This window comes from Rhizobium vallis, from assembly GCF_003985155.1.
GTDB classification, from domain to species: domain Bacteria; phylum Pseudomonadota; class Alphaproteobacteria; order Rhizobiales; family Rhizobiaceae; genus Rhizobium; species Rhizobium vallis.
Genome location: NZ_ML133687.1, coordinates 63,504 through 88,345, shown reverse-complemented (window position 1 = coordinate 88,345; position 24,842 = coordinate 63,504). Strand labels below are relative to the sequence as shown.

The following is a 24,842-nucleotide window of genomic DNA, read 5'->3' as shown; positions in this document are numbered from 1 at the left end:
GATCAACGTTCATGCCCCATCGCCTCGTGTCACCCAGAACAGCATCGTCCCAGGAGCTGGATGCGATGGTGCATGTGTTGGACGGGGCAGACATTTTGGTCCATCGTTTCGACGGAACCATTACGCACTGGTCCATCGGTTGCGAGAACATGTACGGCTGGGCGAAAGAGGAAGCCGTCGGCGAGAAGGTCCACGAACTGCTGTCGACGAAATTTCCCGAGCCTGCGGAAAATGTCCGGGACCAGTTGAAGTCGCGCGGCTTCTGGCAGGGTGAAATTATTCATTGCCATAAAAGTGGTCACGACATTCACGTCGCGTCCCGCTGCGTGCTCGTCAATCTGCCGGACGGAGACCTTGCCGTCATTCAGACGAACAGCGACGTCAGCGCTTTGAGGCGCGCCCAAGAGGCGGTCAAGGCCCGCGAGGCGCATCTGAGTTCGATCCTCGACACCGTGCCCGACGCCATGGTGGTGATCGACCATAAGGGTACGGTGCTGTCCTTCAGCAAGGCCGCCGAAAAACTGTTCGGAATGGCTTCCGACCAGATTTGCGGCCGCAACGTCAGCAACCTCATGCCGGCCCCCTATCGTGCTGCTCACGACGGCTATATCGATCACTATCTCGAGACCGGCGAGAAACGCATCATCGGCTACGGGCGCGTCGTTACCGGCCAGCGGTCCGACGGATCGCAGTTTCCGATGGAACTTCACGTCGGCGAAGCGACGGTCAACGGAGAGCGGACATTCACCGGTTTCATCCGCGATCTCACAAGCCGCTTCAAGATCGAAGAAGATCTTCGCCAAGCGCAGAAGATGGAAGCGATCGGCCAGCTGACGGGAGGCATCGCGCACGATTTCAACAACCTGCTGACCGTCATCAGCGGCAACCTCGAAATGATCGAGGATAAGCTAGCGCCCGGCACCCTTCGTGAAATCCTCAAGGAGGCTCAGTCCGCAGCGCAGGACGGGGCGGTCCTCACGGGTCAGCTGCTGGCTTTCGGCCGGCGCCAGCCATTGAACCCGAAACATGCGGATCTCGGCCAGCTGGTCAGCGGCTTCTCGGACCTGCTCCGGCGGACGCTCAGCGAAGATATCAAGCTGTCGACCGTCATTGAAGGATCGGGCCTCGACGTCCTTGTCGACAGTTCGCAGCTTCAAAACGCCATCCTCAACATCGCCTTGAACGCGAGGGACGCCATGCCGAAGGGCGGCAGTCTGACGACGACGATCTCGCGGGTCCATCTCGATGCCGATTATGCCAAGATGTACCCGGAGGTGCGCAGCGGCAATTTCGTGCTCATTGCCATGACGGACACCGGCGCCGGCATGACCGAGGACGTTCGGCAGCACGCGATCGAACCGTTCTTCACGACCAAGGAAGTGGGCTCAGGCACCGGCCTCGGGCTCAGCATGGTCTATGGCTTCGTGAAGCAATCGGGCGGGCATCTTCAGCTTTACAGCGAGGTCGGACGAGGCACGACGGTGCGGATATACCTGCCTGCTATCAACGAAAAGAGGCCTCAGGAATCTGCGTCTGATCAAGACACCGGCGAGAACCAGCTGCCGCGCGGCGATGAAACGGTGCTGGTGGTCGAGGATGACGCTCGCGTTCGCCGTGTCGCCGTCGCCAGGCTGGCGTCGATGGGTTATACCGTGCGCGAGGCCGAAAACGGTCACCGCGCGCTCGATCTTCTCCAGGAAAATAGTGATATCGCGCTCCTCTTCACCGACATCGTGATGCCGGGAGGGATGACCGGCGACGAGCTGGCGCGAGAGGTGCGCATTCTGCGGCCAGATATCGCCGTGCTCTTTACATCGGGATATTCCGAGCCAGGTCTCGCGGGCAAAGGCATCGTTCCCGGCGCGCAATGGCTACGCAAACCCTATACCGCGAGGGAACTCGCGCTGAAGATCCGCGGACTTCTCGACGCGAAATAACGTCCGCGGCGACTATCCTCTTTCCTCTGAAACCGATCCTTGGCGGAGGACAGTGCTTCGGCGAGAGCGGCACGTTTCGTCAGGCGGCGATCGTCGCCTGACCAACGCTATGCATATGTTTTCAAAGCAAATTTGCTAGTTTTTTCTCTGTTTGACGAGTATCAAAGAAGCCGGCGCCAGCATGTCTTAGAAGGCGTTCACGAGGCCAAATCGACCTCGCGAAACAGGAGATATGCAAATGCGTTTGATATTCGGTCTGATCGCTGCAACGGCAGCCCTGATGGTTTCGGCCGCGCCGTCGATGGCTGCCGACCATCAGATTCAGATGCTCAACAAGGGTACGGACGGCGCAATGGTGTTCGAGCCGGGCTTCCTGAAAATCGCTCCCGGCGACACGGTGACCTTCATTCCCACGGATAAAAGCCACAATGTCGAGACCTTCAAGGGCCTCATTCCCGACGGCGCCGCCGAGTTCAAGTCCAAGCCGAGCGAGCAGTACCAGACGAAGTTCGACGTTCCCGGCGCCTATGTCCTGAAGTGCGCGCCGCATGCGGGCATGGGCATGGTTGCCCTGATCCAGGTCGGCGACAGCCCGGCAAATCTTGATGCGATCAAGACCGCCAAGGTGCCGAATATGGTGCGCAAGCGTCTGGATGCCGACCTCGCGCAGATCACCCAATAGTCAACCGACCGGTGTGGATGGCCGCGCTTGCGCGCCATCCCGCACTGCGCCTTCGATTCGGTGCATATCGAAGGCGGCCTGTCAGAATGACGGCCGCCATGCGAATTCGCGTCGCTCAAGCTGCTTCGGTTTGATTGATCGCGCCCGTCAAGGCCGGCGCCCGTTCAGCCTCCATCGCCCGCTGCATCAACCGCATCATCTCGCGTTCCGATTTGATATGTCTGCGCATCGAGCAGAAGAACGAACGCAGCTGATATCCGACCGCCTCCCACGACAGCCGGCAGCACCCCTCGCCCAGAGCTTCCAGCGTGGCGACAAGCTCTTGCGCGGCGGCAAGATCGAACAGGCGGCCTGCGCGTCGGCGTTCCTGTGCCTCAGCCATTTCCCCGGCTTCCATGATAAGGTCGAGTCCCGACGAGATCAGACGCTCTTCGAGCTGGTGTGTCGTCACCAGGAGAGGGATCAGCCCATGCGAAATCCGGCTGCAAAGGCCTTCGTCGATGTGGCAAGGCAGGAAGTCGGCAATCGCCTGGAGAATGTCGCACCACGACATGATCTGGCCATAGCAGCTTTCGAGTTCGGCGAAATCGATCGGAGCTGGATTCTTCATCAATATTACCTCTGCAGAAACAAGCTTACGGTGACTGTTAGTGCCGCGAGAACCGCGGAGACGACGCCGGTTCGCTGTAGGACACCCATCTGATAGAGAGCGATTGCGAACACGATGATCACTGGCATTGCGATCGATAAGCCTATCTCGGCACCTGACCTACACCGCTTTTCGCAATCACGCCGCCTTGCTGTGCGTGCGCCCGTGGGAGCCGAAGTAGGCGTCGAATGCCGCTGCGACGGCGCGGACCATGAAGCGAGCGTCTTTTGACACGACGACACGGTCGTCACGGATCGTCGCGACGCCATCGGCTGCGAGTTGGCTCAGGCGTTCATTACGCTCGATAAGGAAACCGGTGTCGAAACCCGATTCCCTGCTTAGCCGTCCGAGATCGGCTTCGAAATCGCACATGAGCCGCTCGATGACTCTCGCCCGAAGCTTGTCCTCTTCGCTCAGAAGATATCCCTTGGCCGTCGGCAACACACCGGATGCGACCCGCTCGGCATAGAGACCCATTGGCACGTGATTTTGCATATAACCGCCTGGCAACCGGCCGATCGCCGAAGCGCCGAGGCCGATGAGGCTTTCGCAGTCATCTGTGGTGTAGCCCTGAAAATTTCTCCTCATCGTTCCATTGCGCGCGGCGACCGCAAGCTGATCCTCCGGCAGAGCGAAATGATCGAGCCCGATGCGCGCATATCCGGCTCTTTCGAGCTCTTGGGCGATGGCTTCGGCCTGTTCGTTGCGCTGTTTTGCGCCCGGAAGCGATGCTTCGTCGATGAGGCGCTGATGCTTCTTGAAGGCCGGAATATGGGCATAACCGAAAACGGCTAAGCGTTCCGGCCGCAGCTGAACGGCCAGACGGACGGTTTCGATGCAGGATTCCACAGTCTGTTTCGGCAGACCGTATATCAGGTCGAAATTGACGTTGTTGATACCTGCCGATCGCAACCCGACGACTGCCGCCTCCGTCTGCTCGAAGGACTGCATCCGATTGATTGCAGTCTGCACGACGGGATCGAAACTCTGGACGCCGAGACTCGCGCGGTCGACGCCGCTTTCGCCCAGCGCTTCGATCATCGGAAGGGTCAGTGTACGAGGATCGATTTCAACCGCGACGCTCGCGCCCGCCTCGAAAGCGAAGGCGCTCCGCAGCTTCGCCATCAGCGCCGTAAATTCCTGCGGCTTCATGATCGTCGGCGTGCCGCCACCGAAATGAACGTTCTTGACAGGCACGTCGTTGCCGGCGGCAAAGGAGACGAGTTCGATCTCCTGGCTCATCGCGTCGAGATATTCAACAACGGGAGCGTCCTGCCGGGTGATGCTCGTATGACAACCGCAATACCAGCACATCGAGCGGCAGAACGGTACGTGAAGATAGACCGAAATCGGTTCGGCTTTTCCGATGGTCGCGAGGCCCCCGGCGTATTCACTCGGCCCCACTGCGGCTGAAAAGGCCGGGGCCGTCGGATAACTGGTGTAACGCGGGAGCCGCTCGTCACCATATTTGGCGACCAAACTATCGGACATTTTCGCATTCTCCGTCAAAAGCATGACGCTTTATGACCTCCGGCGGAACGATCTTCCTTGTCCCAAATCAATGAGGAGGTGTTGACGGGAAAGCGTCGGCTTATTTGTCCGCTATCCTGAGCGAACTGGCAGAGATACCAGTATCGCATTGATCGAGGTCAAAGTGTCTTTGGGCTGATGGCGTAAGTTTGGAGAAAATCTGGAAGCAACCACGGCGACCAGCCAATGCCCGGAGCGATGGAATGTCGTATGATATCGTCAGTGCAAGCCTGAACGCGCAAGACAAGTCCGGACGCATCGAGGTGCGTTCCGGCGCGGAGACAAAGACCATCGTCGTCTCACGCCGCGCATTGCTATCCATCGCCTCGCCGCCTCGCGCGACCGAAGACCGTCTCCTTCAGCACATCGATGCATTCTGCGAAATTGCAACAAGCCGCTTCGGTTCGCAGGAGATGAGCGGCGGCACGGTTCTGATCACCGCAAATGACGTCTGGCAATGGCGCCACGCCTGGCAATCATCCGATGTGGCGGCCGAGGCGCACGCGACACCCCGCCTCGTGCTGGTTTGACGCTGGACCCAGAGAATCTTTGGCCAATTCGCTAAAGTCAGAAACCCGATCTGAATCAAGAAAATAGAGCAAGACGCCATCCGAAAGCCGTCAGCCTTTCGGCATCATTTTCTCCCCCACCGATGAGGACAACCGTTGGGTTGTTGATGACATCGCGACGGCGAGCATGTTAAGGACGATGCCATCGCGAACGATCTGGAACGGGCAACGGCTTGACGGATGGATGATGGCAACAGCTCAGAATGATGCGCATCTTCTCATAGTCGACGACGACCCACGCATTCGCCAGATGTTGACGCGCTATTTCGAGGGTGAGGGTTATTCGGTTTCCGCCGCGTCCGATGGTACCGAAATGCGGCTACGGCTGCGCCAGCAGAACTTCGACGCAATCCTGCTCGATCTCGTCCTTCCTGGCGGCGTCGACGGCCTCGATCTCGCACGCGAAATCCGCGCCAGTTCGGATGTCCCTATCATGATGCTGACAGGTCGGGACGATGTCGTCGACCGGATTGTCGGCCTGGAAATCGGTGCCGACGACTACATTGCCAAGCCATTTCATCTCCGGGAAGTCCATGCGCGTCTGAAGTCGATCCTGCGCCGCCGGCAATCCCCGCCGCGCAACGGCGAAGCGGTCGGCGAGGAGATCATCGGCTTCGAAGAGTGGAAACTCAATCTCAGCCGCCGCCAGCTTCTCGATCCGGAAGGCATCGAGGTCGAGCTGACAACCGGCGAGTTCGATATGCTGACCACTTTCGTGCGGCATGCCGGCCGGGTGCTCACCCGCGACGTGTTGATGGATTTGACGAGAGGTCGAAGCCTCGAAGCTTTCGACAGGACGATTGACGCCCAAATCGTCCGGCTTCGCCGCAAGATCGAAACCGACCCGAAGAAGCCGCAATTCATCAAGGCGGTGCGCGGCGTCGGTTATGTCTTCACCGCCCGGCTCGATTGACGATCTGCTGAGATGACATCACCATTCAAGACCTGAGTATGGCAGCCCCGCGGTCGTGTAGGTCCGGATGCCGGCCCACCCCATGCCGCGCCAAGGCCGTGCGCAAAACGTTGCGCCGCATCGTTTTCAAACCGGCGACCAAAATTTGCAGGCCGAAACACAGGAACCCGTCCGGTTAACGGCATGTCAAACCGACCGCGCACAATCCTGGCAGATTGCGGTATACGGAACCGCGTCCAGCCTTCGCTCATCAATCACGTCGCCACACTTCGAGCAGCGCCCGAAGGTTCCATGGTTCAAACGGTCGAGCGCGGCATCGATAGCCGCAAGTTCGCTCTGCCCGGCAGTGCCGAGTTCTTCCAGTACCTCGTCGTTGTTGCGCTCTATCGCGCGATCATCGTCATCCGGATCGCGAGGTCGTTCCAGGTCCTGCTCGATCGCATATAGGCGTTGTCGCAGCTCTTCTTGGCGTCTTACCAGTACCGAGCGGTATTTCTCGTAGTCCTGAGTGGCTTGTGCAGGCGCTTTCTGCATGGTCGGTTCGTCCTTGATAAAGTGCAGATTGTAAGTGGATTCTTACCTCAACTTCGTTTTAAGGCTTTGATCGTGATCAATAACAAGAGCCGCATAAAGGGTCCTCGAAGCTCGTACTCGAACCGCTGTCCCGCATGATATCGGCATCGATTTTATCGACCCTACCAGGCCCGCGGCTAGAACAGGTCCTTGCCGTTTCTGCCAACGAATTCAGTCCAGAATCCCTTCGCATGCGCTTCCTTCACAAAGGAATTTGCGCTGAGTGCGTCTGCCCGTATGACGTCGTTGAAGCATTGCGCAAAAGGACAGCAAAGTTCGTCACGCACCCAGGCGCGGGCGCGCGGCGAAACCGCGGCGATTTGCCAGTCATCATTGCTCGTTCGCTCAAGACGAAAATCGACTCCGGAGCAAGACGGATCGGAGTTCGCCGCCGCATCAACCAACAACACATCTGCCTTCCGCGAAAGAACGTGGCTCATGTCCTTCTCCCTTCTTGCAATCGGTGCGACCCAACTCCCGAATGGCGCTGGCGCTTCCGTCTCATCCTCGCGGCATTCCGGTCTCCCGAAGGGGTCACGGCGTCGCCTCGCAGGCTGCTTCACTATCATTGACACAAATCGGACATTTGGAATTTGACCAGCGTCAAACGCAGGCGTCAGCACCGCAGCCATTCGATCCTGCGCAATGCCTCTTCGTGGGCGGTTTTAGACTATCGCCTTGTGCAAGTTTGAAAATGCCATGAAGGCAATGGTTGCCCGCAGCGGTAACGCCCCGTCGCTGCGCTCGAAATCCCGGGGTCGTGTCGGATGGGCGAACAAATCATTCACTCGGCCTCCAGCGAACGGTAGATCTCTTCCTCCTGCGCAAAATGAAGACGCGTAATCGCTTCCAGCCCGTGCAGCAGTCGCTGGACCTCACTAAGCTGCGTCTCTGTCGGCATTTCGCTGTCGAACGCCTTTCGCATGACGGTGAGGTTATGGATCTGTCGTTGAATTTCCATGTGGGTTCGGCTCATTCCGGCCAGAACGTCCGGCGATGTATTCCTTCGGCGAAGGCGCGCGTAAACCTGCTCGTCTCTCTTCTCGTGGGGAAGCAGCCGGTCACGCAGCCCACGATCCAGTCTTTCGAGCTCGTCTTTTGCCTTCTTTCCCGGCAGGCGTGCGATCCGGTCCGCGGTAATGCCAATGTCGTCGACCACGTCAGCCAACGCCCTATGTTCAGCCTCCAGAGCCAGCAGGTCTTCTTTGCTCAAGCGAGGTGAAGCCACGCCGATCGAGATTGGTGGCCCAAGGGCGCGTAGCGCGTTCAGAATGACGGCGACATCAATCGCCTCCTGAAATAGCGCCCCTTCTACTGGCGTCAGATAGCCGAACGCGGCTGCGATCATGCCTGCGATCGACAAGCCCATGCCGGCATAGACGCTCTGCAATGCAATCCGGCGTGAGCGTCGGGCTATTTGGAGGGCATCGACCAATTTATCAAGTCGATCGAGCAGGATCACAACATCTGCCGCTTCAGACGAGGCAGCGGCGCCGCGCGCTCCCATTGCTATGCCGACATCGGCGGCCGCAAGCGCCGGCGCATCATTGACCCCATCACCGATCATCACGACGGGGCGGTTTCTCGCCTGCTCCATCTTGACGGCGTTTGTCTTGTCCTCCGGCTTCATTTCACTGATGACGTCGTCCACCCCAACGAATGCGGCAACGCCCGCCGCGAGATCTGCGCGGTCGCCGGTGGCGAGGACAATGCGTGTGATGCCAGCCTGACGCAGATGCCGCAGCACGAAACCCGCTTCCGGACGAATCTGGTCCGCCAGTAGCATTGCCCCAGCAAGGGCGCCGTCGATTGCCACGACGACCGCGACCGTTCCGTCGCGCCTTATCCATGCCTCGATCTCACGACGAAAATGCGAGTCTTCTATCCCTGTGCTCACGAAAGCCCAGCCACCGATTACGAGGTTTTGGCTGCCGACGCGGCCCGTCAACCCAGAGCCAGGAGTCTCGCGAACGTCACTAGGTACATCAAGCAGCAGGCCCCTCTCGTGGGCAGCGGCCACGAGGGCCTGGGCCACCACGTGAGGCGAGCTCTGATCCAGCGATGCCGCCAGCCTCAGTAGCTCGAGCGCGTCGAGATCGCCTCGTGCCTTGATCTCGATCAGGCGGGCACGACCATCGGTTACCGTTCCCGTCTTGTCGAGGAGAACTGTCCTTGCGGCTGCAAGGGCCTCAAGAGCACCTCCGTCCTTCACCAGAACGCCCTTCTTTGCACAGCGGGAAATGCCGGACACGACGGCGACGGGTACGGCAAGTATCAGCGGACAGGGTGTCGCCACGACGATGACGGCAAGGGCTCGCGTTGCGTCACCGCTGAGCGCCCAGGCCGAGGTCGCAATCGTTAAGGTGAGAGCAAGGAAAGCGAGACCGAACCTCGCCGCCAATCGCACCATCGGCGCTTTGGTCCGTTGCGCCGCTTCGACCAGTCGGACGACACCAGCATAGGTGCTATCAGCAGCCGCGCTTGTCGCCTGGAGATCGAAGGCATCGCCGGCATTTGTGGTGCCGCTCATCACGGCCTGGCCCGAGGTTCGCCGGATAGGCAGAGCCTCGCCCGTCAGCGCGGATTCATCGAGGACCGCAGCGTTGCCCGCGACGATGCCGTCGACGGGTACCACTTCGCCGCGACGGACCAGAATGAGATCACCAGGGGCGATGCCCGACACGGCAACATCTTCGATGCGGCCACTCTGATAACGGGCCGCGCGACTTGGAACCCGGCTGAGCAGCGCCGTCATCTCGCGACCGGCCCTATTCTGGGCGAAAGTCTCCAGGAACTGCCCGCCGGTAAACATGAGCGCTACGACAATTCCAGCCAGATGTTCGCCGAACGTGATAGCTCCACCCATAGCCAGCGCTGCGATCAGATCGAGGCCGAAATCCTTCCTGTGCAGACCGATACCTATATCGACGAGGAGCACCGCGAAGACGGCTGCCGTCGCAGTCGTCCACAATTGCGCGGCAAGGTCCTCCTGGCCTGCAAACCAGGCTAGTCCGCCAGCGACCAGCGCCAATGTCACCAACGGCAGCATCCATGTCTTGGCGCCACGCCAGCCGCGCATCAGCATGTGAGCGTCTCTCCGTTCTTTAAACAAGGTCCTCCTGAGACCAAAGCGGCGAATGCGGCCTGCAAAACGTCTTCGGCGTACCGGCGTTCAAGGCAATTATACGCCCCCAGCCGATGCCGATCAGCTTGCGTGTTGAGTATGATCATCCTGCGGAGGGCGGCGCGTTGACGCTAATCAAAAACGCCGCCCGCAAGATGATCCGTTCCGGTGCACCGAGGTGCCCTGCTACCGGGAAAGGTTACTTAAGCGCTTTCGCGTGGCATTCCCTCACCGGCGCGTCGGCCCCAGTGGGCATCCAAGCAATCGCTCACGGCGTCAGCACGGCTGCCCCGCTCAACCGGCCGGCCCTGAGATCGTCAAGCGCCCTATTGGCGTCAATCAGCGGATAGATGGTCGTATGAGTTCTGACGCCTGCCCGGCGAGCGACTGGAAAGAATTCCGCCGCATCCTCGCGTGTGAGATTTGCGACCGATACAACGCTGCGTTCGCCCCAGATGAGCGCGTAGGGCATTGCCGGAAGATCGCTCATGTGGATGCCGCCACAGACGACCCTGCCCCCTTTCCGCACGGCTTTCAAAGCCGCCGGTACGAGTTCGCCGACCGGAGCAAAAATGATCGCCGCGTCGAGCATGACAGGCGGAGGTTCGTTCGAATCCCCCGCCCAGACGGCGCCGAGGTCGAGCGCGAAACGTTGCGCCGCAACGTCGCCCCGGCGCGAAAAAGCATAGACTTCGCGGCCCTGCCAACCGCAGACCTGCGCGATGATATGGGCGGCAGCGCCAAATCCATATAACCCGATCCTGGCGCCGTCACCGGCCTTCTTCAGCGAACGCCATCCTATCAGACCGGCACAGAGCAGCGGCGCAAGCGCAACCGGGTCAGCCTGCATATCCAGCGCAAAGGCGTAATCGGCATCCGCAACGACGTGCGTGGCGAAACCGCCGTCACGCGTATAGCCGGTAAATTGCGGCCGATCGCAGAGATTTTCCTCTCTGTTCAGGCAAAAGGCGCAGCAGCCGCAGGTGTGGCCGAGCCAGGGAACACCAACCCGTTCTCCGATTCGCGATGAGGCCACGCCGTCTCCCACCGCCTCGACGATGCCGACGATCTCGTGGCCAGGAATGAGCGGGAGCTTTGGGTCGGCGAGATCGCCATCACAAACGTGAAGATCCGTCCTGCAGACGGCGCAAGCTTCTACCCTCAACATAAGTTGACCCTTTTGGGGGACGGGATCGGGCCATTCGACCGGACGCAACGGAAATCCCACACCTTCGAGGATCATCGCTTTCATGAGCTCTTCCTTGTCTCCGCGGTACCGTGCTCCCGCAGATGCGCAGGTTACCCTCTTCTCCCGACCGGATGAAGCCAAGACTAACCCAACGTGAGAAGCGTGCGTTGATTGTCATCAAGATTCACGCGCGATCCGGTCGGAAGGCGCGGTTCTTTGCGATGGGTCAATGTGCGGGAGGGACACCGCCTGCATTATCGGCCCCGGACAATCATCATGAAGGAACGAAAATCATGACGAGCAAGATGATGAAGGCGGCGGTGGTTCGCGAGTTCGGCAAGCCGCTCGCAATCGAATGTGCGCCAGTGCCTGTTCCGGGTCCAGGTGAAATCCTGGTGAAAGTTGTTGCCTGCGGGGTATGCCATACCGATCTGCACGCCGCCGAGGGCGACTGGCCCGTCAAGCCGCTGCCGCCCTTCATTCCTGGTCACGAGGTGGCCGGGATCGTCGCGGCTCTCGGTCCCGGCGTTACCGAATTCAAGGAAGGCGATGCCGTCGGCGTCGCCTGGCTGCATGACGCCTGCCTGCGCTGCGAATATTGCGAAACCGGTTGGGAAACCCTCTGCGAACACCAGCACAATACCGGTTACAGCTGCAATGGCGGCTTTGCCGAATACGTCATCGCCTCGGCCGCCTTCGCCGCCCGCCTTCCTGCCGGTGTCGATTTCGCTGAGATCGCGCCGATCCTCTGCGCCGGTGTCACGACCTATAAGGGACTGAAGGAAACCGAAGCGCGGCCCGGAGAATGGGTGGCGATATCGGGCGTCGGCGGCCTCGGCCATGTCGCGATCCAATATGCCAAAGCGATGGGCCTTAAGGTGATCGCCCTCGATGTCGCCGCCGCTAAACTCGACCTTGCCCGTCAGGTTGGCGCCGATCTCGCGCTCGACGCACGCTCCGAAGACACGGTTGAAAAGGTGCTGAAGGCAACGAGCGGGGGAGCGCATGGCGTGCTCGTCACCGCCGTCTCGCCACCTGCCTTCTCGCAGGCGCTCGGCATGGTGCGTCGCAAAGGCACCGTCAGCCTCGTTGGCCTTCCTCCGGGCAACTTCTCGATGCCGATCTTCGATGTCGTGCTGAAGCGCATCACCGTACGCGGCTCGATCGTCGGCACGCGCCGCGACCTCGACGAGGCACTCGCTTTCGCCGCCGAAGGGCGGGTCCGGGCGGAAATCGCTAAGGCGCCGCTCGACGACGTCAATGATATTTTTGCCGGCCTCAAGGCGGGAACGATTGAGGGTCGTACAGTGCTCGATATCGCAGGAGAAGTGAGCAACCTCGCAGCGCGGAATCAGTCCGCAGCATAGCTGGCCGCGCTGCGCGTCTCCTGCTGACGCTGGGACGCGCCGGTGGGAGCAGGTGGCGATCGCAACATGGCTCGCCGCCTCGCCCTGGCTGCTGGGTTTCGAGCACGTCGCGACGAGCCTGTGGATGACGATCGCCTGCGCAGTATTGCTCTTCGTTCCTGCAGCCTGGATGGCCTGCCTGGAGGAAACGCCTCAAAGGATAGAGGTTCGTTCCCGCGGCTCACAATGGCGTCGGCCGTTCTGATCCGCTCAGGCTGGCCAATGCGGACGAACGAGGCAAAGATCGCCAGGCGCAGCAGAATTTTCTAAGAACGAATATGAGGCCATGACGATAAAATGCCGAAAAGTCTGTTCGGTTTCGTGTTGCTCATCGGCCGCCATCACCAGATAGCGATCGCGGCTCTTTCCGTTGTTCTCTTTCTTGCCGGCACTGCACCGCTTGAGGTCCAGAGGCGCATCATCAATGCCGCCACAGCGGGCGCTCCCTACCAGGCGATCCTGATCCTCGTTCTTGCCTATCTCGGCCTCGTCCTGCTTGAGGGCCTAACCAAGCTGTTGCTGAACATCTATCGTGGTTGGATCGGCGAGATCGCGGTCCGCTGGCTGCGGAAGTCGGCGCTTGCCGCCTCGGAGCGATCGAGCGAAGGACCCGTCGATGCGCTTGCCGAGGGCGTACAGCTGTCGATCATCATTGCTGAGGCCGAATCAGTCGGCGGCTTTGTCGGCACGAGCATCTCGGAACCGCTTTTGCAGGCTGGCATCCTCGTCGCCGTCGGCGGTTACATGATCTACCTGGAACCGCTGATGGCGTTGGCCGTCGCTATCGTCTTTCTTCCGCAGATCGGCTTCGTGCCGCTGATGCAGTCGGCAATCAACCGCAGGGTTGAGACGAAGATCACCATCATGCGCCATGTCAGCCAGAGCATGGTCCAGCATGTGGTCACCAATGATGCGTTCGAAGCCCAAGGCAATCGGGTGGAAGGGCTTTTTTCGCTCAACATGAGCATTTACAGGATCAAATTCACCATGAATTTCATGATGAACCTGATGACGCAGCTGGGTTATGCCGGCATCTTCGCGCTCGGTGGCTATTACGTGGTGACAGGCAAGACCGAAATTGGAACCGTCGTCGCGTTCATCTCAGGACTATCCAAGGTCAGAGATCCGTGGGGGGAACTGGTCGATTGGTATCGCGACCTGAGGGTCACGCAGGTCAAGTATGCCATGATCCGAGATGCCAGCGCGACCGCAGGATCGGAAGCCGATACATTTGCCTCAGTGGAACGGCTGTCGCTTTCCTGAGAGGGTGCGGGCGGCATCCATTTGGCCAAGGACCTGACCTATTGTGACTTGCTAACCGGCAAAAGCAATTCGAAGGTCTGGCCATGAGGTGAAGCAGAGCGCTGCAACGATCCACCGTGAAGTTCCGCGATTCTTTCGACGATTTTCAAGCCTATGCCGAGGCCCTCTGAATTGTGGGTTTGGTGGCCGGACCCTCCGCGCTCGACATGCAGCCTGTCTTCAACCTGGATACCTGATTCCGCAACCCTGATAATGATGCTCGTCGATTCTGGCGTATGACGGACCGCGTTTTCGATAAGATTGCGAAGAGCATCTTTCAGCAGCGCCGGCACCGCTCTTACAATGGCAATGTCGACACGCGCAGACATCTCAAGAGAATGCTTGTTCTCGTAAACCCATGGTGCAAGCTGTTCTGCCACCCCTGCGCAAAGAACGATGAGATCAACATCCTCGAACATTCCGTGGTCGAACGTGTCCAACCGCGCAAGCGCAGTCAGCTGGCTCACAAAATGCACGAGGTCGTCGAGATCCGCATCTGCCTTGCGCGCCCTTGGATGGTCGATGCGGCCGAGTTCGAGCTTGATTGCCGCAAGCGGCGTGCGCACCTCGTGCGCAATGGCCGAGGTCAGTATCCTTTGCGACCGCATGAGTTCGCCGACACGCTGAAAAGCCCGATTTACAGCCACGGCTAGATGCGCGATTTCGCGTGGCATTCCTTCGATGGGTAGATGAGACCTCGAGTCCAGGGGATCGATGAGGTCGGCGGCATCGGCCGCCGCCTTCACGGGTTTGAGGGCACGCCGCACCGACAAAATTGTTGCCCCGAGGACAAGCCCAAGCAAAATACTCATCGGCACGATCATGTGCTCCAGGACCTCGTTCCAGAAAACATCCGACACAAGGTTTTGGGGATCGTTCATGGTGGCGACATCGACTAAAATCCGGTGTCCGCCGATATTAAACGCCCGCCCGCCGACCAGCGTAAGCGGTTTTCCGGGCGTGACGATCCGAAGCCAAAAGTCAGGAGGGTTGACCTCGGCGGGTAGGAACCGGCTTTCGCAGGCATCGTCACAGGATTCGAAGATCAGGTTGCCCTGACTGTCTCGAATGCGGGCAACATACCCGGTCTGCCGGTTGGCATAACGCGGGCTTAGCGCCTCAGGCATTCGAAAAGCAATTATCCCGCCGCTGACTTCAACTGCCGAAGCCAGCCGTTCGGTCTCCTGCTCGACGTACAGGCGTGAAAGTTCGCCCACGTTCCAGTAATAGTCAGAAAAGACAACGACGAGTTGGACCAGCATCGCCAGCATGGCGAAGAACGCGATCCTGCGGGTTAGAATGGTGGTCAGCGTGGGGTTCGATCGGATCAAACGTTCGCCTCGTGTAACATGTATCCGACGCCACGCACGGTTTCAATTACAGCATTGGCGCGATGCCCTTCCAATTTCCGCCGGAGCCTGGATATGGCCAGCTCGACGGCATTACTGCTGCGTTCGTCACCGAATTCGGAGAAAGCATGCTCCATCTTTCTCTTGGAAACGACCTTGCCGCCGTTACGCATCAGCAGCTCAAGCAGCGATTTTTCGGAGGGGGCGAGCGCCATTTCAATGCCGTCGCCAGTGACTTGGCGGGTCGCCAAGTCAAAACGGATCCCGGCGAATTCAAGCGTCGGCATCGTCGTCACCGGCGAACGGCGCATCAAGGCGCGGACCCGCGCAATCAGCTCGCCGTTGTTGAAAGGTTTAACCAGATAGTCGTCCGCTCCCGCATCTAGGCCCGCGATTCGCTCGTCAACGGCTCCGCGTGCCGTCAGCACGAGTACGGGGATATGCTGCTTCGCAACCCGCAGGGATTTCAGAATGTCTAAGCCGTCCTCGTCGGGCAGACCGAGATCGAGAAGAAGGAGATCGTAGCTGATCTCTTCAAGCGCAAGTCGACCTTCGCTTGCGCTTGCGAAGGCGTCGATGCGCCAACCGGCTTCTCGGATGGCTTCGGATAGAAGCTCGCGAAGCCTGCCGCTATCTTCGATGAGAAGAATTCTCATACTTCTTTCGGCCCGTAATCATCGACCAAACTAGATTTTCCCTATGTCTCCAACTCTCGACCACTGCCGCGCCGGCATGGATGAAGGCAAGGAGCATGATGCCATTGGCTATGGCTCCATGCACTTCCTCAAGCCATTTGTCTCCCCAGAAGGCGTCGAGTGTAGTCATCCAGCCTGTTAGCGCAGTGGCCGCCAGAAGCGTCATCAGACCAAGCATCATGATCGATGCCAGCGGATTATGGCCAATGTACCGCTGTTCTGTGCCCTTAATGATACCGGCGATCTGCGCTCTGACCCTGCTTGGCGTCGGAAAAAAATCGGCGAACCGAGCGTGCTTGGTGCCAACGAAGCCCCAGATGATGCGCATCGCGATTGCGGCTGCGACGACATAGCCGGTTAAGCGGTGCCAATACTTTCCTTCTTCGAGAATGAAGAGGTTGAGAATGCAGGCTGACACGACGGTCCAGTGAAATAGCCTGACAGCCGGATCCCAAACCTTGACGGTGCCGCTTGCGGTCTGAGAGGGCTCTCGGCCCTCCTGCTTCTGCAACAGAGCCGAGGTCATGGTCATTCGCCCTTCTGTACGATTTCGCCTGACACCGGATTGAAGTAGACCTCGGCGCGATCGCCGTTCCTATCCTTTCCGTAGATCTCGTAGCAGTTTCCTGTGATCTCGAAGGTCTTGACCTTGTAACCCATTGCTTCAATCTTCGCCTTCATGGCGTTCTCGGGTAGCCATTTGGATTTCGGCTCGTTGGTGCAGCGCGGACTGGCGAGTGCCAGCGCGGGGCTCGCGGCCAGGATTACAAGAGCGACAATCAGTTTCAACTTCATGGTTCGATCCTTTGCTTCTGCCTTCCGTGAGGCGACAAGTGCTGGATAGAGGCGCGAAGCTGTCAGTTTGCTGTCCGCGACATCACTCAAGTTCGTGGACCTATCATGCGCACCCGGCGCGCAAGTTGAGCGTGGGGTACTCACCGAATGAATCCATAAGCAGATTCAATTTGATGGCTTGATCAGGAACTTTTTCGCATGGCGCGATCGAGTCTCACAACGAATTGGGCTGACGGATTATCGTGAGCGGATAACATCGTAGCCAATATCATCGCCATTATCTGGGCCTCGGCGGACCACGATCAGGAGAGACGAGCCGATTTTCTGCATTGCCGGCATCTGGCGTGAGACGCCGGAGGTAGGCCGGGCCTTCACCATGCTCACCATACTCACCATGGAGCCGGGACGGGACATCGCGCCCTGTCACGATCGGCAGATCGTGATCCCGGAACGCGGCGTTTGGGCAGATTGGCTGGATTCGGCCGTTCCTCCAAAGTCGTTGATTCAGCCGCAATCACCAGGCACGTTGATGGTGGAGCAAGTCGGCTGACCTGGGACACTCCGATTGGAGAGTAAATCATCACAAAGAATCGTCTTCGTTTCATCGCGTTAGTTGCCGCAGCCGTCTCTTCTGCGTGCGCGAGCCGGGAGCCCGATGCGTCGGAAATCCCGATGTCTAGAAGCCATCAGGCGAGACAGCATTTGCCCGATCAACAAAACTGCAAGAACAAACCAAACTACCAAGGAATGCTACTAGCGATCTCTACGCCAGCCGAAGCTGCCTCACGCTTTCACATAGACTTATAGTCGGAGACTTCGCAAACATCGGCGGCAGCCATTTCCGCTTCGGTCATCTGGAATACCGTGCGCTACGCGGTCGTCAAGGCTTCCGGCGTCATGGTCGCCGTCGACTGAGTAACGGAAATCGCTCGCTGTATCCGACCGCCCCACATCACTTTTCACAGAGCCGCCGACCGCCAGCGTACGGCTGATAGGAACAATCCGACGGCCGGAAGGAGCGGTAACTGCGCGAGCAGGCGGTGATATTACAGGACTGCGGTGCGCCTTGACCATCGCTTGCTGCTTCTCTCGATCGGACTCCATTCAGCGTCGGTTCGGCCGTCGCCTGGCGCATGAAGTCCCGCCAGATATGCGCTGGCAGGGCGCCGCCGGTGACCCCCTTCATCGGCCCGTCGTCATCATTGCCAACCCAGACCCCGACGACGAGCGATTCCGTGAAGCCGACGAACCAGGCGTCGCGATTGTTCTGGCTGGTACCGGTCTTGCCGGCTGCAAAGGTGCCGGGATCTGCTCCACGTCCGGTGCCGCGCTCGACCACCAACTGCAGGAGCTCGAGGAGATTGGACTGGTAGGGCGAAAGATCGACACTCGGCTTTGATTGTGAGCCAACTCGAAAGGCCTTGGGCTGCCCTGCCGCTTGGAAGTCGATGATGCCCCAAGGCTTGACAGGTGACCTGCCAAGTTGGACGGACGCATAGGCGCTGGTGAGGTTAAGCAGATTTACTTCGGATGTCCCGAGCGCCAAAGACGGAGTGTTGGCAAGTGGCGCATCGATGCCGAGTTCACGCGCCGCAGCAATCACATTGTCCAACCCAACCTCTTCGGCAAGCGCCACTGAAGCGGCATTGAGTGATCGTGCGAATGCCTCGGCAAGCGTTACCCAACCACGATAGTTGCCGCCGGAATTTTCTGGCGACCAGCCATCGATGTCAATTGGCGCGTCCAAAACTTGGTCAGACAAGGTGAACCCTGCCTTCAGTGCTGCGTAATAGACGAATAGCTTGAAGGTTGAGCCCGGCTGGCGCATCGCGGTGACGGCCCGGTTGAACTGGCTTGCCTTGTAGTCTCGCCCGCCAACCATGGCAACGACCGCCCCGTCCGGCGTCATCGCAACCAAAGCGGCCTGCGACGCTCCGACTGCGTGTCCTTCACCATCCAAGGCGCTCTTCACGACTTTTTCTGCGATCTGCTGCAACTGCGGCACCAGCGTCGTGCGCACCGTGGTCGAACCTGGCGAGGCGCCGGCGATCTCGCTCGCCTGCGGCGAAATCCAATCAGCAAACCAGCTTCCGGAGCGTGGCGTCGGCGTCGTTGGATGTAGCTTGGCAAAGCTCGCCTTGGCCTCCACCGCCTCTGGCGCGGTTATCTTGCCATTGGTCGCCATCGCGTCGAGCACGACCATGGTGCGCTGACGGGCGCCTTCAAAATTGTCGATGGGATTCCATTGGCTGGGCGCCCGCAGCAACCCCGCCAGCATCGCCGACTCCGGCAGGTCAAGGGCACCGATATCCTTGTTGAAATAGATTCGCGCGGCGGCGGGCATGCCGGTTGCGCCCGCGCCAAGATAGACGCTGTTGAGATACCGCGTCAGGATTTCTCGCTTGCCGAGCTTCCACTCCAGCCAGACGGCGATGACAACCTCCTGGATCTTTCGCTTTATCGTTCGATCGCTGTCGAGGTATTGCAACTTGATGAGTTGCTGGGTGATTGTGCTTCCACCCTCTACCACCGAGCCAGCCTCCAAGTTCCGGAGGAACGCCCTGCCGATCCCCCTGGGGTCAATGCCGAAATGATCCATGAACCGGCGGTCCTCAATCGAAAGGACGGCATCGATCAGATGGGACGGGAACTGGTCGTATTGGGCGTATGGCCCTTGATAGGGGCCTTGCCTTACCAACGGCCCGCCGTCAGCGGTTTCCAGCACCACGATAGGCTTTAACGTTCCGTCACGTATCTCGCTCCAGGGGACATCTTTTAGTGCCCACACCAGCATAGTGGCTACGAGGAGGCAGACAAGCAAAACCGCCCCCACAGCGAACTTCCACCAGCCCGCCCGAAGCGATCGGCGCGGGCGGCTTTCACGAGGATTGGCATCCCGATCGCGAATAACGCGCCCGGCTTTGGCTAGAGTAGCGGTCACCAATTTTGTTGGGATTGGTGAGGCTACCAGCCGCATCGACCTCCCTAGCTTCCGCCTCAAAAACGAAGTGGCTGTCTTGGTCCTCGCCAATCCAGGACTCGCCTGCAAATCTTGGAGCAGCGCCCGTAATAGATTGCTGGCCGCCTGCCGAGTTTGGCCGAAGGATCCGTGGGGAAGTCGTGGATCATCGCATTGCGTGGTTCCCGTCGAATTCGAAGCGGTTCTTTGAGTTGCCGAATCTGCTGGCTGATTGCGACCCGTGGCCGAGTTGCCGGCATTTTCGTCAGAGGAGTCGGGAGGACTAGGCATCGGTTACCGATAGAAAGCCAACGTAGCGTAACACTTTATAGCCGGCTGAAGCTGAGTGTTCTACGGCAAAAGGTCTCAATCGCTCCGAGGAATTTGCCGTATGCCCTTATGACCGATTGCAGCCGCTTACCGGCGGCACGCTCCGGGTGGAGCAGCTCCGTTGAGCCCGGCATGAGCGTGGCGGAACCGAGAAGGCGCTGCGGGCGTTTGTTGGATCATGTTGAAGCAGCAGGCATTCCAGCCCCGGATTGGCAAGATCTATCATATCGACAAATATCAGGTGCATATTCTGGAGAGCGGCGACTTGAACGCAAGTTCGGTGCTTGTGCTCCACGAGAGAGGAACGGAACGCTCAAGCGGCCGCATGTTCTGCCCATCGCATTTGACAGTGCCGCCGTCGACCGCGGTCAGCGAGGCACATGAATTTCAATCATTGTATACACTATTCAGATAGAGTACCGCCGCAAACGCAATGTTATGGCATTTTTTATCGTCCATATTGACATGATGTATACATCATGCCCTTCTTAAGGCATCTGAGGAGGACGGATTTGATGAAGCGACCAACCTTTCCCCTGAATGCCTGGTATGCCGCCGCCTATGATGTGGAGCTGAAGCACGCGCTGTTGCCGCGCACGATCTGCCACAAACCAATCGTGCTGTATCGCAGGGAAAATGGCACGCCGGTAGCCTTGGCGGATGCCTGTTGGCACAGGCTGGTGCCGCTCTCGTTCGGTCGGCTCAATGGCGACAACGTGGTGTGCGGCTATCACGGCCTCGAATATGACGAGACCGGTCGCTGTGTATACATGCCGTCACAGGACACCATCAATCCCTCGGCCTGCGTCAAATCCTATCCGGTGGCCGAGAAGCACCGCTTCATCTGGATCTGGCCGGGCGATCCGGCGCTGGCAGACCCGGCGATGATCCCCGACATGCACTGGAACGATGACCCCGACTGGGCGGCCGACGGCAAGTTGATTGAGGTAAGATGCGACTATCGCCTGGTCGTCGACAATCTCATGGATCTCACCCATGAAACCTTCGTGCACAGCTCGTCGATTGGCGACCGCGCCGTGGCTGAATCTCCTTTCGAAGCCAGCCATTCCGATCGCTTCGCCTATGTGACCAGGTGGATGCATAACATCGATCCGCCGCCCTTCTGGCGCAAGCAGTACGGCAAGCCCGGCAAGGTGGACCGTTGGCAGATCATTCGCTTCGAGGCTCCCTGCACGGTTACCATCGATGTCGGTGTCGCTGCGGCTGGCACCGGCGCGCCGGAAGGCGACCGCTCGCAAGGCGTGAACGGCTACGTCCTGAACACGATCACGCCGTCGACGGACAATAGCTGCCTGTATTTCTGGGCCTTCGCCCGGAACTACGACCTGCACAACCAGGCACGTACGCACGAACTGCGCGAGGGGGTCGCTGGCGTCTTCCGCGAGGATGAAGCGGTGCTTGAAGCACAGCAGATCGCAATCGAAGCCAATCCCGATCATCAATTCTACAATCTCAATATTGATGCCGGCACGATGTGGGCCCGTAAGCTTATCGACCGGATGATCGACCGGGAAATCAACCCAGAAGAAAACACCACAGCGGTGGCAGCGGAATAGAACATGTGACAGAACAGGACAGCGCCCCCAAACAGCAGACGGCAAAGGCCCTGACCGGCCTTCGTGATCTCGTGCTCAAAGGCGAGGTGCTTCCCGGCGAGCGCCTTTCAGAAGTGGCGCTCGCCGACCGCTTGAAAGTGTCTCGTACGCCGTTACGTGCCGCGCTGCAGAAGCTGGAACAGGAAGGGCTGGTCGTCATGATCCCCTCGGGCGGTTATGCGGTCCGCAGCTTCAGCCGCCAAGACGTGATCGACGCCATAGAACTTCGCGGCGTTCTCGAAGGTACAGCCGCACGCCTGGCAGCAGAACGCGGCGTGCCCCCAGTAAAGCTGAAGGCGATTTCGGACGTGGTTGCAAGTCTCGACGCTGTGGTCGCGCCGGGACCGGGCGCTATGGATTTCGGGCTTTATGAAATGCTGAACGAACGGTTTCACCGCCAACTCGCAACACTGAGTGGCAGCGATGTCCTGAGCCGAGAGATCGAGCGGATCACCAGCCTGCCATTTGCCAGCCCCAATGCATTCGTCAACACGGAAGCGGACGTGCCGGCCTTTCAACGCACGCTGGTGGTCGCGCAAACGCAGCACAGGGCGATCATTGCCGCGATCGAGCTGCGCGAGGGCGCGCGCGCCGAAGCGCTGGCGCGTGAACATGCACGGCTGGCGCGGCAAAACCTGGATTTCGTCACGGAAGAACAACCAGACCTGCGCAGCAAGGTGCTAGCGCTGGCGCTGATGTCCGGCTGAAGCAGAAGAGGCCCCGTGGGACGCAGGCCTTTGCAGCGGATAACCGGCAGATCATCGAGATTCATCAAAGGGAGGGAAATATGCGGTCCAGACTGGAGTGGCGCAAGGCGCGGGTCGTTGAGGCTCGGACAATCGCCGAGGATGTGCGGACCGTGACCTTCGCCGTCGAAGGCTTGTCCGCTGGTTTCGATCCTGGTTCGCACACCAATATCAAGGTTCGGATCAACGGCGAACCGGCGATCCGAACCTATACCGTTCTGCCCGGATCGCCGGGCACGCTCTCCATCGCCGCAAAGCTTCACCCAAACAGCCGCGGGGGCTCGGTGTTCATCTGGCAGCTACAACCGGGTGACGACATAGAACTGACCGAGCCCGAGAACCGCTTCGAGCTTTCCTGGCGCGCCTCCCGCTATCTCCTGATTGCTGGCGGCATCGGCATTACCCCGATCTATGGCATGGCGAAAACACTCGCCTCGCGCCGGCAAAAACTCCGGCTGGCCTATGCCGCGAAGAGCCGTCAGCAAATGGCCTTCCTCGACGAGCTTGCCGCGCTGCTTGGCGAAAGGTTGCAGGTCTTTGCTCAGGATGACGGAGAAGCTCTCGATCTCGACTCCGAATTTGCAGCCCTGCCGTCGGATGGCGAGGCGTATATCTGCGGCCCGCTCGGACTTCTGGAGGCAGCGCGGCAAGCCTGGCAGAAAGGCGGCCGGTCGATAAGCCGGCTGCGCTACGAGGTCTTCGGTGATAACGGTCGGTTCGCCGAGCAGGCCTTCGATGTCGAAGTGGCTGAGCTCGGCGCCCGTGTTCGGGTCCAGGCCGATCAGTCCATGCTCGACGTGTTGATGGAGGCCGGCGTCGACATGGTTTTCGATTGCCGCCGTGGAGAATGTGGACTCTGTGCCGTCAACATCGTGGACGCGGATGGGGTGATCGACCACCGCGATGTTTTCTTTTCCGAAGCCGAGCGGCAGGAAAATTCACGTATGTGCGCCTGCGTTTCGCGGGCCTGTGGTGGACGGATCGTCATCGATACCGGCTATCGCCGTAACCTTGCCGCGGCAAGGTAACCTGCGCATTTCGGAAAGATGGTCAGCGGCGTGGCTCCAGCCGATCAAGCGCCAGTCGAGAGCTTCGGGGGTGTTGTAACGCTATTCCGGCTGCCAAATTCTTTGGTGCGAAGACACATTGCATCAGTCTCCCGTTCCCTTGCGTGTGGCCCGAAGGTATCTATTGTCGACAAATGCCGGGCGGTTGGGAGTATGTAATGTCGGCAGTGCCGTTCTCAAAGATTTCGACGCCGCTCAACGCGCTGTTCGCTACAATCGGTCTCTTGGTCGTTGCCGCACTGACGACGCAGGGCCTTACTGGACAGGAGAGGCTTGTCTTTGAGCTGCTACTTGCGGCAATTTGGCTGGCCTATGTCCTCCAATTGAGCGGCACATTGCTTTCACGGCGACACCGCTTGTCGGGCGGGATGCCGGCCCTCGTGATCGATTTGCTCGCGGTTCTGGTTCCGGTTGCTGCATTCTTGTTCGTTGGGTCCCGTGATCGAAACCTGTATTGCGCCATTTGGCTTCTCAAGCCGTTGCGCGAATCGACCTTCTTCAGGCTGCTGGCAAAGGTGGTCGCGAATGAATCGCGCAATCTGCTTGGCGTGACATCGGTGTTCGGCATCGTTCTTTTTGGCGCTGCGTTGGCCGGTTATGTCATCGAGCGAGACGTCCAGCCGGATAAGTTCGGCAGCATCCCGCAGGCGATGTGGTGGGCGGTCGTGACACTGTCGACAACCGGCTACGGTGACGAGATCCCGCAGAGCCTTGCAGGTCGAGTTCTCGCCGGATTGGTGATGATGAGCGGGATCGGTATTTTTGCACTTTGGGCCGGCATCCTCGCCACCGGCTTCTACGAAGAGGTTCGCCGCCAAGACTTCGTTCGCAACTGGCAATTGGTCGCTGCCGTACCCCTGTTCCAGAAGCTTGGTTCCGCTGCGCTGATCGAGATCGTTCGGGCGCTGCGACCGCGCATTGTCCCCGCAGGTGCCGTGATCTGCCGCAAGGGCGATGTTGGCGATCAGATGTTCTTCATTGTCGAGGGGCGGGTCACCGTGGCGACACCCGACCATCCAGTGGAACTCGGTGCCGGAAACTTCTTTGGCGAGATGTCGCTGATCAGTGGCGAACCGCGCTCAGCGACGGTCACCGCAGCAACCGAGGTATCGCTGCTGTCGCTCTACGCCGTGGATTTCCAGATGTTGTCGAGCAGTAGTCCGGAGATCGCGGAGACCATCCGCAAGACGGCGCTGGAGCGGCGGGGCGGGCCGCCGAAGGAATAATCCAACCCTGACGGCTCCGGCATTGCCGCAGCCGGTGGGGGGTACGCATTGACCGACTTATAGCCCAGGATAGCTGCGCCGGTCGCGGTCGTCGTGTTGTCGAGTAGCTTCAGTGGAAGCTGTCGGCCCGCCGGTTTGAAATGCGGGTTGCCGCCGCCGAGGATGATGGGCACAAGTTTAACCTG

22 protein-coding genes and 1 pseudogene are annotated in these 24,842 nt (G+C 59.4%); 12 read left to right on the top strand and 11 right to left on the bottom strand.

Annotated elements, in window-relative coordinates; genetic code table 11:
* Positions 1-11: 11 nt before the first annotated feature.
* Positions 12-1,937, top strand: coding sequence for a hybrid sensor histidine kinase/response regulator (locus tag EFQ99_RS05680; RefSeq protein WP_126919682.1), 1,926 nt, complete (start codon positions 12-14; stop codon positions 1,935-1,937).
* A gap of 238 nt (positions 1,938-2,175) precedes the next feature.
* Positions 2,176-2,619 carry a pseudoazurin gene (locus EFQ99_RS05675; RefSeq protein ID WP_126919680.1) on the top strand — a complete coding sequence of 148 codons (444 nt, stop codon included), beginning with the start codon at positions 2,176-2,178 and terminating at the stop codon, positions 2,617-2,619.
* Positions 2,620-2,734: 115 nt separating this feature from the next.
* On the opposite strand, the gene EFQ99_RS05670 is transcribed toward EFQ99_RS05675, so the two are convergent.
* Together EFQ99_RS05670 and hemN are read right to left on the bottom strand one after the other, a co-directional pair.
* Positions 2,735-3,229 carry a hypothetical protein gene (locus tag EFQ99_RS05670; protein WP_126919678.1) on the bottom strand — a complete coding sequence of 165 codons (495 nt, stop codon included), beginning with the start codon at positions 3,227-3,229 and terminating at the stop codon, positions 2,735-2,737.
* Positions 3,230-3,406: 177 nt separating this feature from the next.
* On the bottom strand, positions 3,407-4,759 hold the full coding sequence (gene hemN / locus EFQ99_RS05665) for an oxygen-independent coproporphyrinogen III oxidase (RefSeq protein ID WP_126919676.1): 1,353 nt from the start codon (positions 4,757-4,759) through the stop codon (positions 3,407-3,409).
* Between the two features lie 242 nt (positions 4,760-5,001).
* Here hemN and EFQ99_RS05660 point away from each other — a divergent pair, with 242 nt between their 5' ends.
* Both EFQ99_RS05660 and EFQ99_RS05655 read left to right on the top strand, forming a co-directional pair.
* A complete protein-coding gene (locus tag EFQ99_RS05660; RefSeq protein ID WP_126919675.1) occupies positions 5,002-5,328 on the top strand; it encodes a hypothetical protein in 327 nt (108 codons plus the stop codon).
* Positions 5,329-5,554: 226 nt separating this feature from the next.
* Positions 5,555-6,280 carry a response regulator gene (locus tag EFQ99_RS05655; protein WP_126920841.1) on the top strand — a complete coding sequence of 242 codons (726 nt, stop codon included), beginning with the start codon at positions 5,555-5,557 and terminating at the stop codon, positions 6,278-6,280.
* A gap of 186 nt (positions 6,281-6,466) precedes the next feature.
* Here the strand turns inward: EFQ99_RS05655 and EFQ99_RS05650 are convergent, their stop codons facing one another.
* The 4 genes from EFQ99_RS05650 to EFQ99_RS05635 form a co-directional block, all read right to left on the bottom strand.
* On the bottom strand, positions 6,467-6,814 hold the full coding sequence (locus EFQ99_RS05650) for a TraR/DksA family transcriptional regulator (protein ID WP_126919674.1): 348 nt from the start codon (positions 6,812-6,814) through the stop codon (positions 6,467-6,469).
* Positions 6,815-6,990: 176 nt separating this feature from the next.
* Positions 6,991-7,293, bottom strand: a complete 303-nt coding sequence (locus tag EFQ99_RS05645; RefSeq protein WP_126919673.1) for a hypothetical protein — start codon at positions 7,291-7,293, stop codon at positions 6,991-6,993.
* Positions 7,294-7,637: 344 nt separating this feature from the next.
* Positions 7,638-9,938, bottom strand: coding sequence for a heavy metal translocating P-type ATPase (locus tag EFQ99_RS05640; RefSeq protein WP_208722723.1), 2,301 nt, complete (start codon positions 9,936-9,938; stop codon positions 7,638-7,640).
* Positions 9,939-10,245: 307 nt separating this feature from the next.
* Positions 10,246-11,229 carry a zinc-dependent alcohol dehydrogenase family protein gene (locus tag EFQ99_RS05635; RefSeq protein ID WP_126919672.1) on the bottom strand — a complete coding sequence of 328 codons (984 nt, stop codon included), beginning with the start codon at positions 11,227-11,229 and terminating at the stop codon, positions 10,246-10,248.
* A gap of 230 nt (positions 11,230-11,459) precedes the next feature.
* Here EFQ99_RS05635 and adhP point away from each other — a divergent pair, with 230 nt between their 5' ends.
* The 3 genes from adhP (at position 11,460) to EFQ99_RS05620 (ending at position 13,835) form a co-directional block, all read left to right on the top strand.
* Positions 11,460-12,533: an alcohol dehydrogenase AdhP gene (adhP, locus tag EFQ99_RS05630; protein WP_126919671.1), complete on the top strand. Its 1,074-nt coding sequence runs from the start codon at positions 11,460-11,462 to the stop codon at positions 12,531-12,533.
* A 52-nt stretch (positions 12,534-12,585) separates the two neighbouring features.
* Positions 12,586-12,777, top strand: coding sequence for an SPW repeat protein (locus EFQ99_RS05625; protein WP_245441443.1), 192 nt, complete (start codon positions 12,586-12,588; stop codon positions 12,775-12,777).
* Between the two features lie 92 nt (positions 12,778-12,869).
* Complete coding sequence (locus EFQ99_RS05620) at positions 12,870-13,835, top strand: ABC transporter transmembrane domain-containing protein (protein WP_126919669.1); 966 nt, start codon at positions 12,870-12,872, stop codon at positions 13,833-13,835.
* A gap of 38 nt (positions 13,836-13,873) precedes the next feature.
* Here the strand turns inward: EFQ99_RS05620 and EFQ99_RS05615 are convergent, their stop codons facing one another.
* From EFQ99_RS05615 to EFQ99_RS05600, 4 genes are read right to left on the bottom strand one after another with little or no spacing between them, the layout of a single operon-like run.
* Positions 13,874-15,205 carry a sensor histidine kinase gene (locus EFQ99_RS05615; RefSeq protein WP_164736336.1) on the bottom strand — a complete coding sequence of 444 codons (1,332 nt, stop codon included), beginning with the start codon at positions 15,203-15,205 and terminating at the stop codon, positions 13,874-13,876.
* The gene (locus EFQ99_RS05610) at positions 15,202-15,879 is read right to left on the bottom strand and encodes a response regulator (RefSeq protein WP_126919668.1); all 678 of its coding nucleotides are present in this window, start codon (positions 15,877-15,879) and stop codon (positions 15,202-15,204) included. The genes EFQ99_RS05615 and EFQ99_RS05610 overlap by 4 nt, the downstream gene beginning before the upstream one ends.
* Entirely contained in the window at positions 15,854-16,444 is a 591-nt protein-coding gene (locus tag EFQ99_RS05605; RefSeq protein ID WP_126920838.1) for a cytochrome b/b6 domain-containing protein, read from the bottom strand. Before EFQ99_RS05605 ends, EFQ99_RS05610 begins: the two co-directional genes overlap by 26 nt.
* 2 nt (positions 16,445-16,446) lie before the next feature.
* The gene (locus EFQ99_RS05600; RefSeq protein ID WP_126919667.1) at positions 16,447-16,713 is read right to left on the bottom strand and encodes a PepSY domain-containing protein; all 267 of its coding nucleotides are present in this window, start codon (positions 16,711-16,713) and stop codon (positions 16,447-16,449) included.
* A gap of 304 nt (positions 16,714-17,017) precedes the next feature.
* Between EFQ99_RS05600 and EFQ99_RS05595 the strand changes: the two are divergent.
* A pseudogene (locus EFQ99_RS05595) lies at positions 17,018-17,263 on the top strand (SOS response-associated peptidase family protein); the annotation flags it as partial.
* A 402-nt stretch (positions 17,264-17,665) separates the two neighbouring features.
* Here EFQ99_RS05595 and EFQ99_RS05590 read toward each other — a convergent pair.
* Positions 17,666-19,963 (bottom strand): PBP1A family penicillin-binding protein, encoded by a 2,298-nt coding sequence (locus EFQ99_RS05590; protein ID WP_126919666.1) that lies wholly within the window; start codon positions 19,961-19,963, stop codon positions 17,666-17,668.
* A gap of 554 nt (positions 19,964-20,517) precedes the next feature.
* Between EFQ99_RS05590 and EFQ99_RS05585 the strand changes: the two genes are divergently transcribed.
* The 4 genes from EFQ99_RS05585 to EFQ99_RS05570 all read left to right on the top strand — a co-directional run bounded on the left by EFQ99_RS05585 (position 20,518) and on the right by EFQ99_RS05570 (position 24,657).
* Positions 20,518-21,579 carry an aromatic ring-hydroxylating dioxygenase subunit alpha gene (locus tag EFQ99_RS05585; RefSeq protein ID WP_126919665.1) on the top strand — a complete coding sequence of 354 codons (1,062 nt, stop codon included), beginning with the start codon at positions 20,518-20,520 and terminating at the stop codon, positions 21,577-21,579.
* A gap of 5 nt (positions 21,580-21,584) precedes the next feature.
* Positions 21,585-22,325 carry a GntR family transcriptional regulator gene (locus EFQ99_RS05580; protein WP_245441441.1) on the top strand — a complete coding sequence of 247 codons (741 nt, stop codon included), beginning with the start codon at positions 21,585-21,587 and terminating at the stop codon, positions 22,323-22,325.
* Positions 22,326-22,405: 80 nt separating this feature from the next.
* Positions 22,406-23,392: a PDR/VanB family oxidoreductase gene (locus tag EFQ99_RS05575; protein ID WP_126919663.1), complete on the top strand. Its 987-nt coding sequence runs from the start codon at positions 22,406-22,408 to the stop codon at positions 23,390-23,392.
* Positions 23,393-23,589: 197 nt separating this feature from the next.
* Positions 23,590-24,657 carry a cyclic nucleotide-gated ion channel gene (locus tag EFQ99_RS05570; protein WP_126919662.1) on the top strand — a complete coding sequence of 356 codons (1,068 nt, stop codon included), beginning with the start codon at positions 23,590-23,592 and terminating at the stop codon, positions 24,655-24,657.
* Positions 24,658-24,842: the final 185 nt, after the last annotated feature.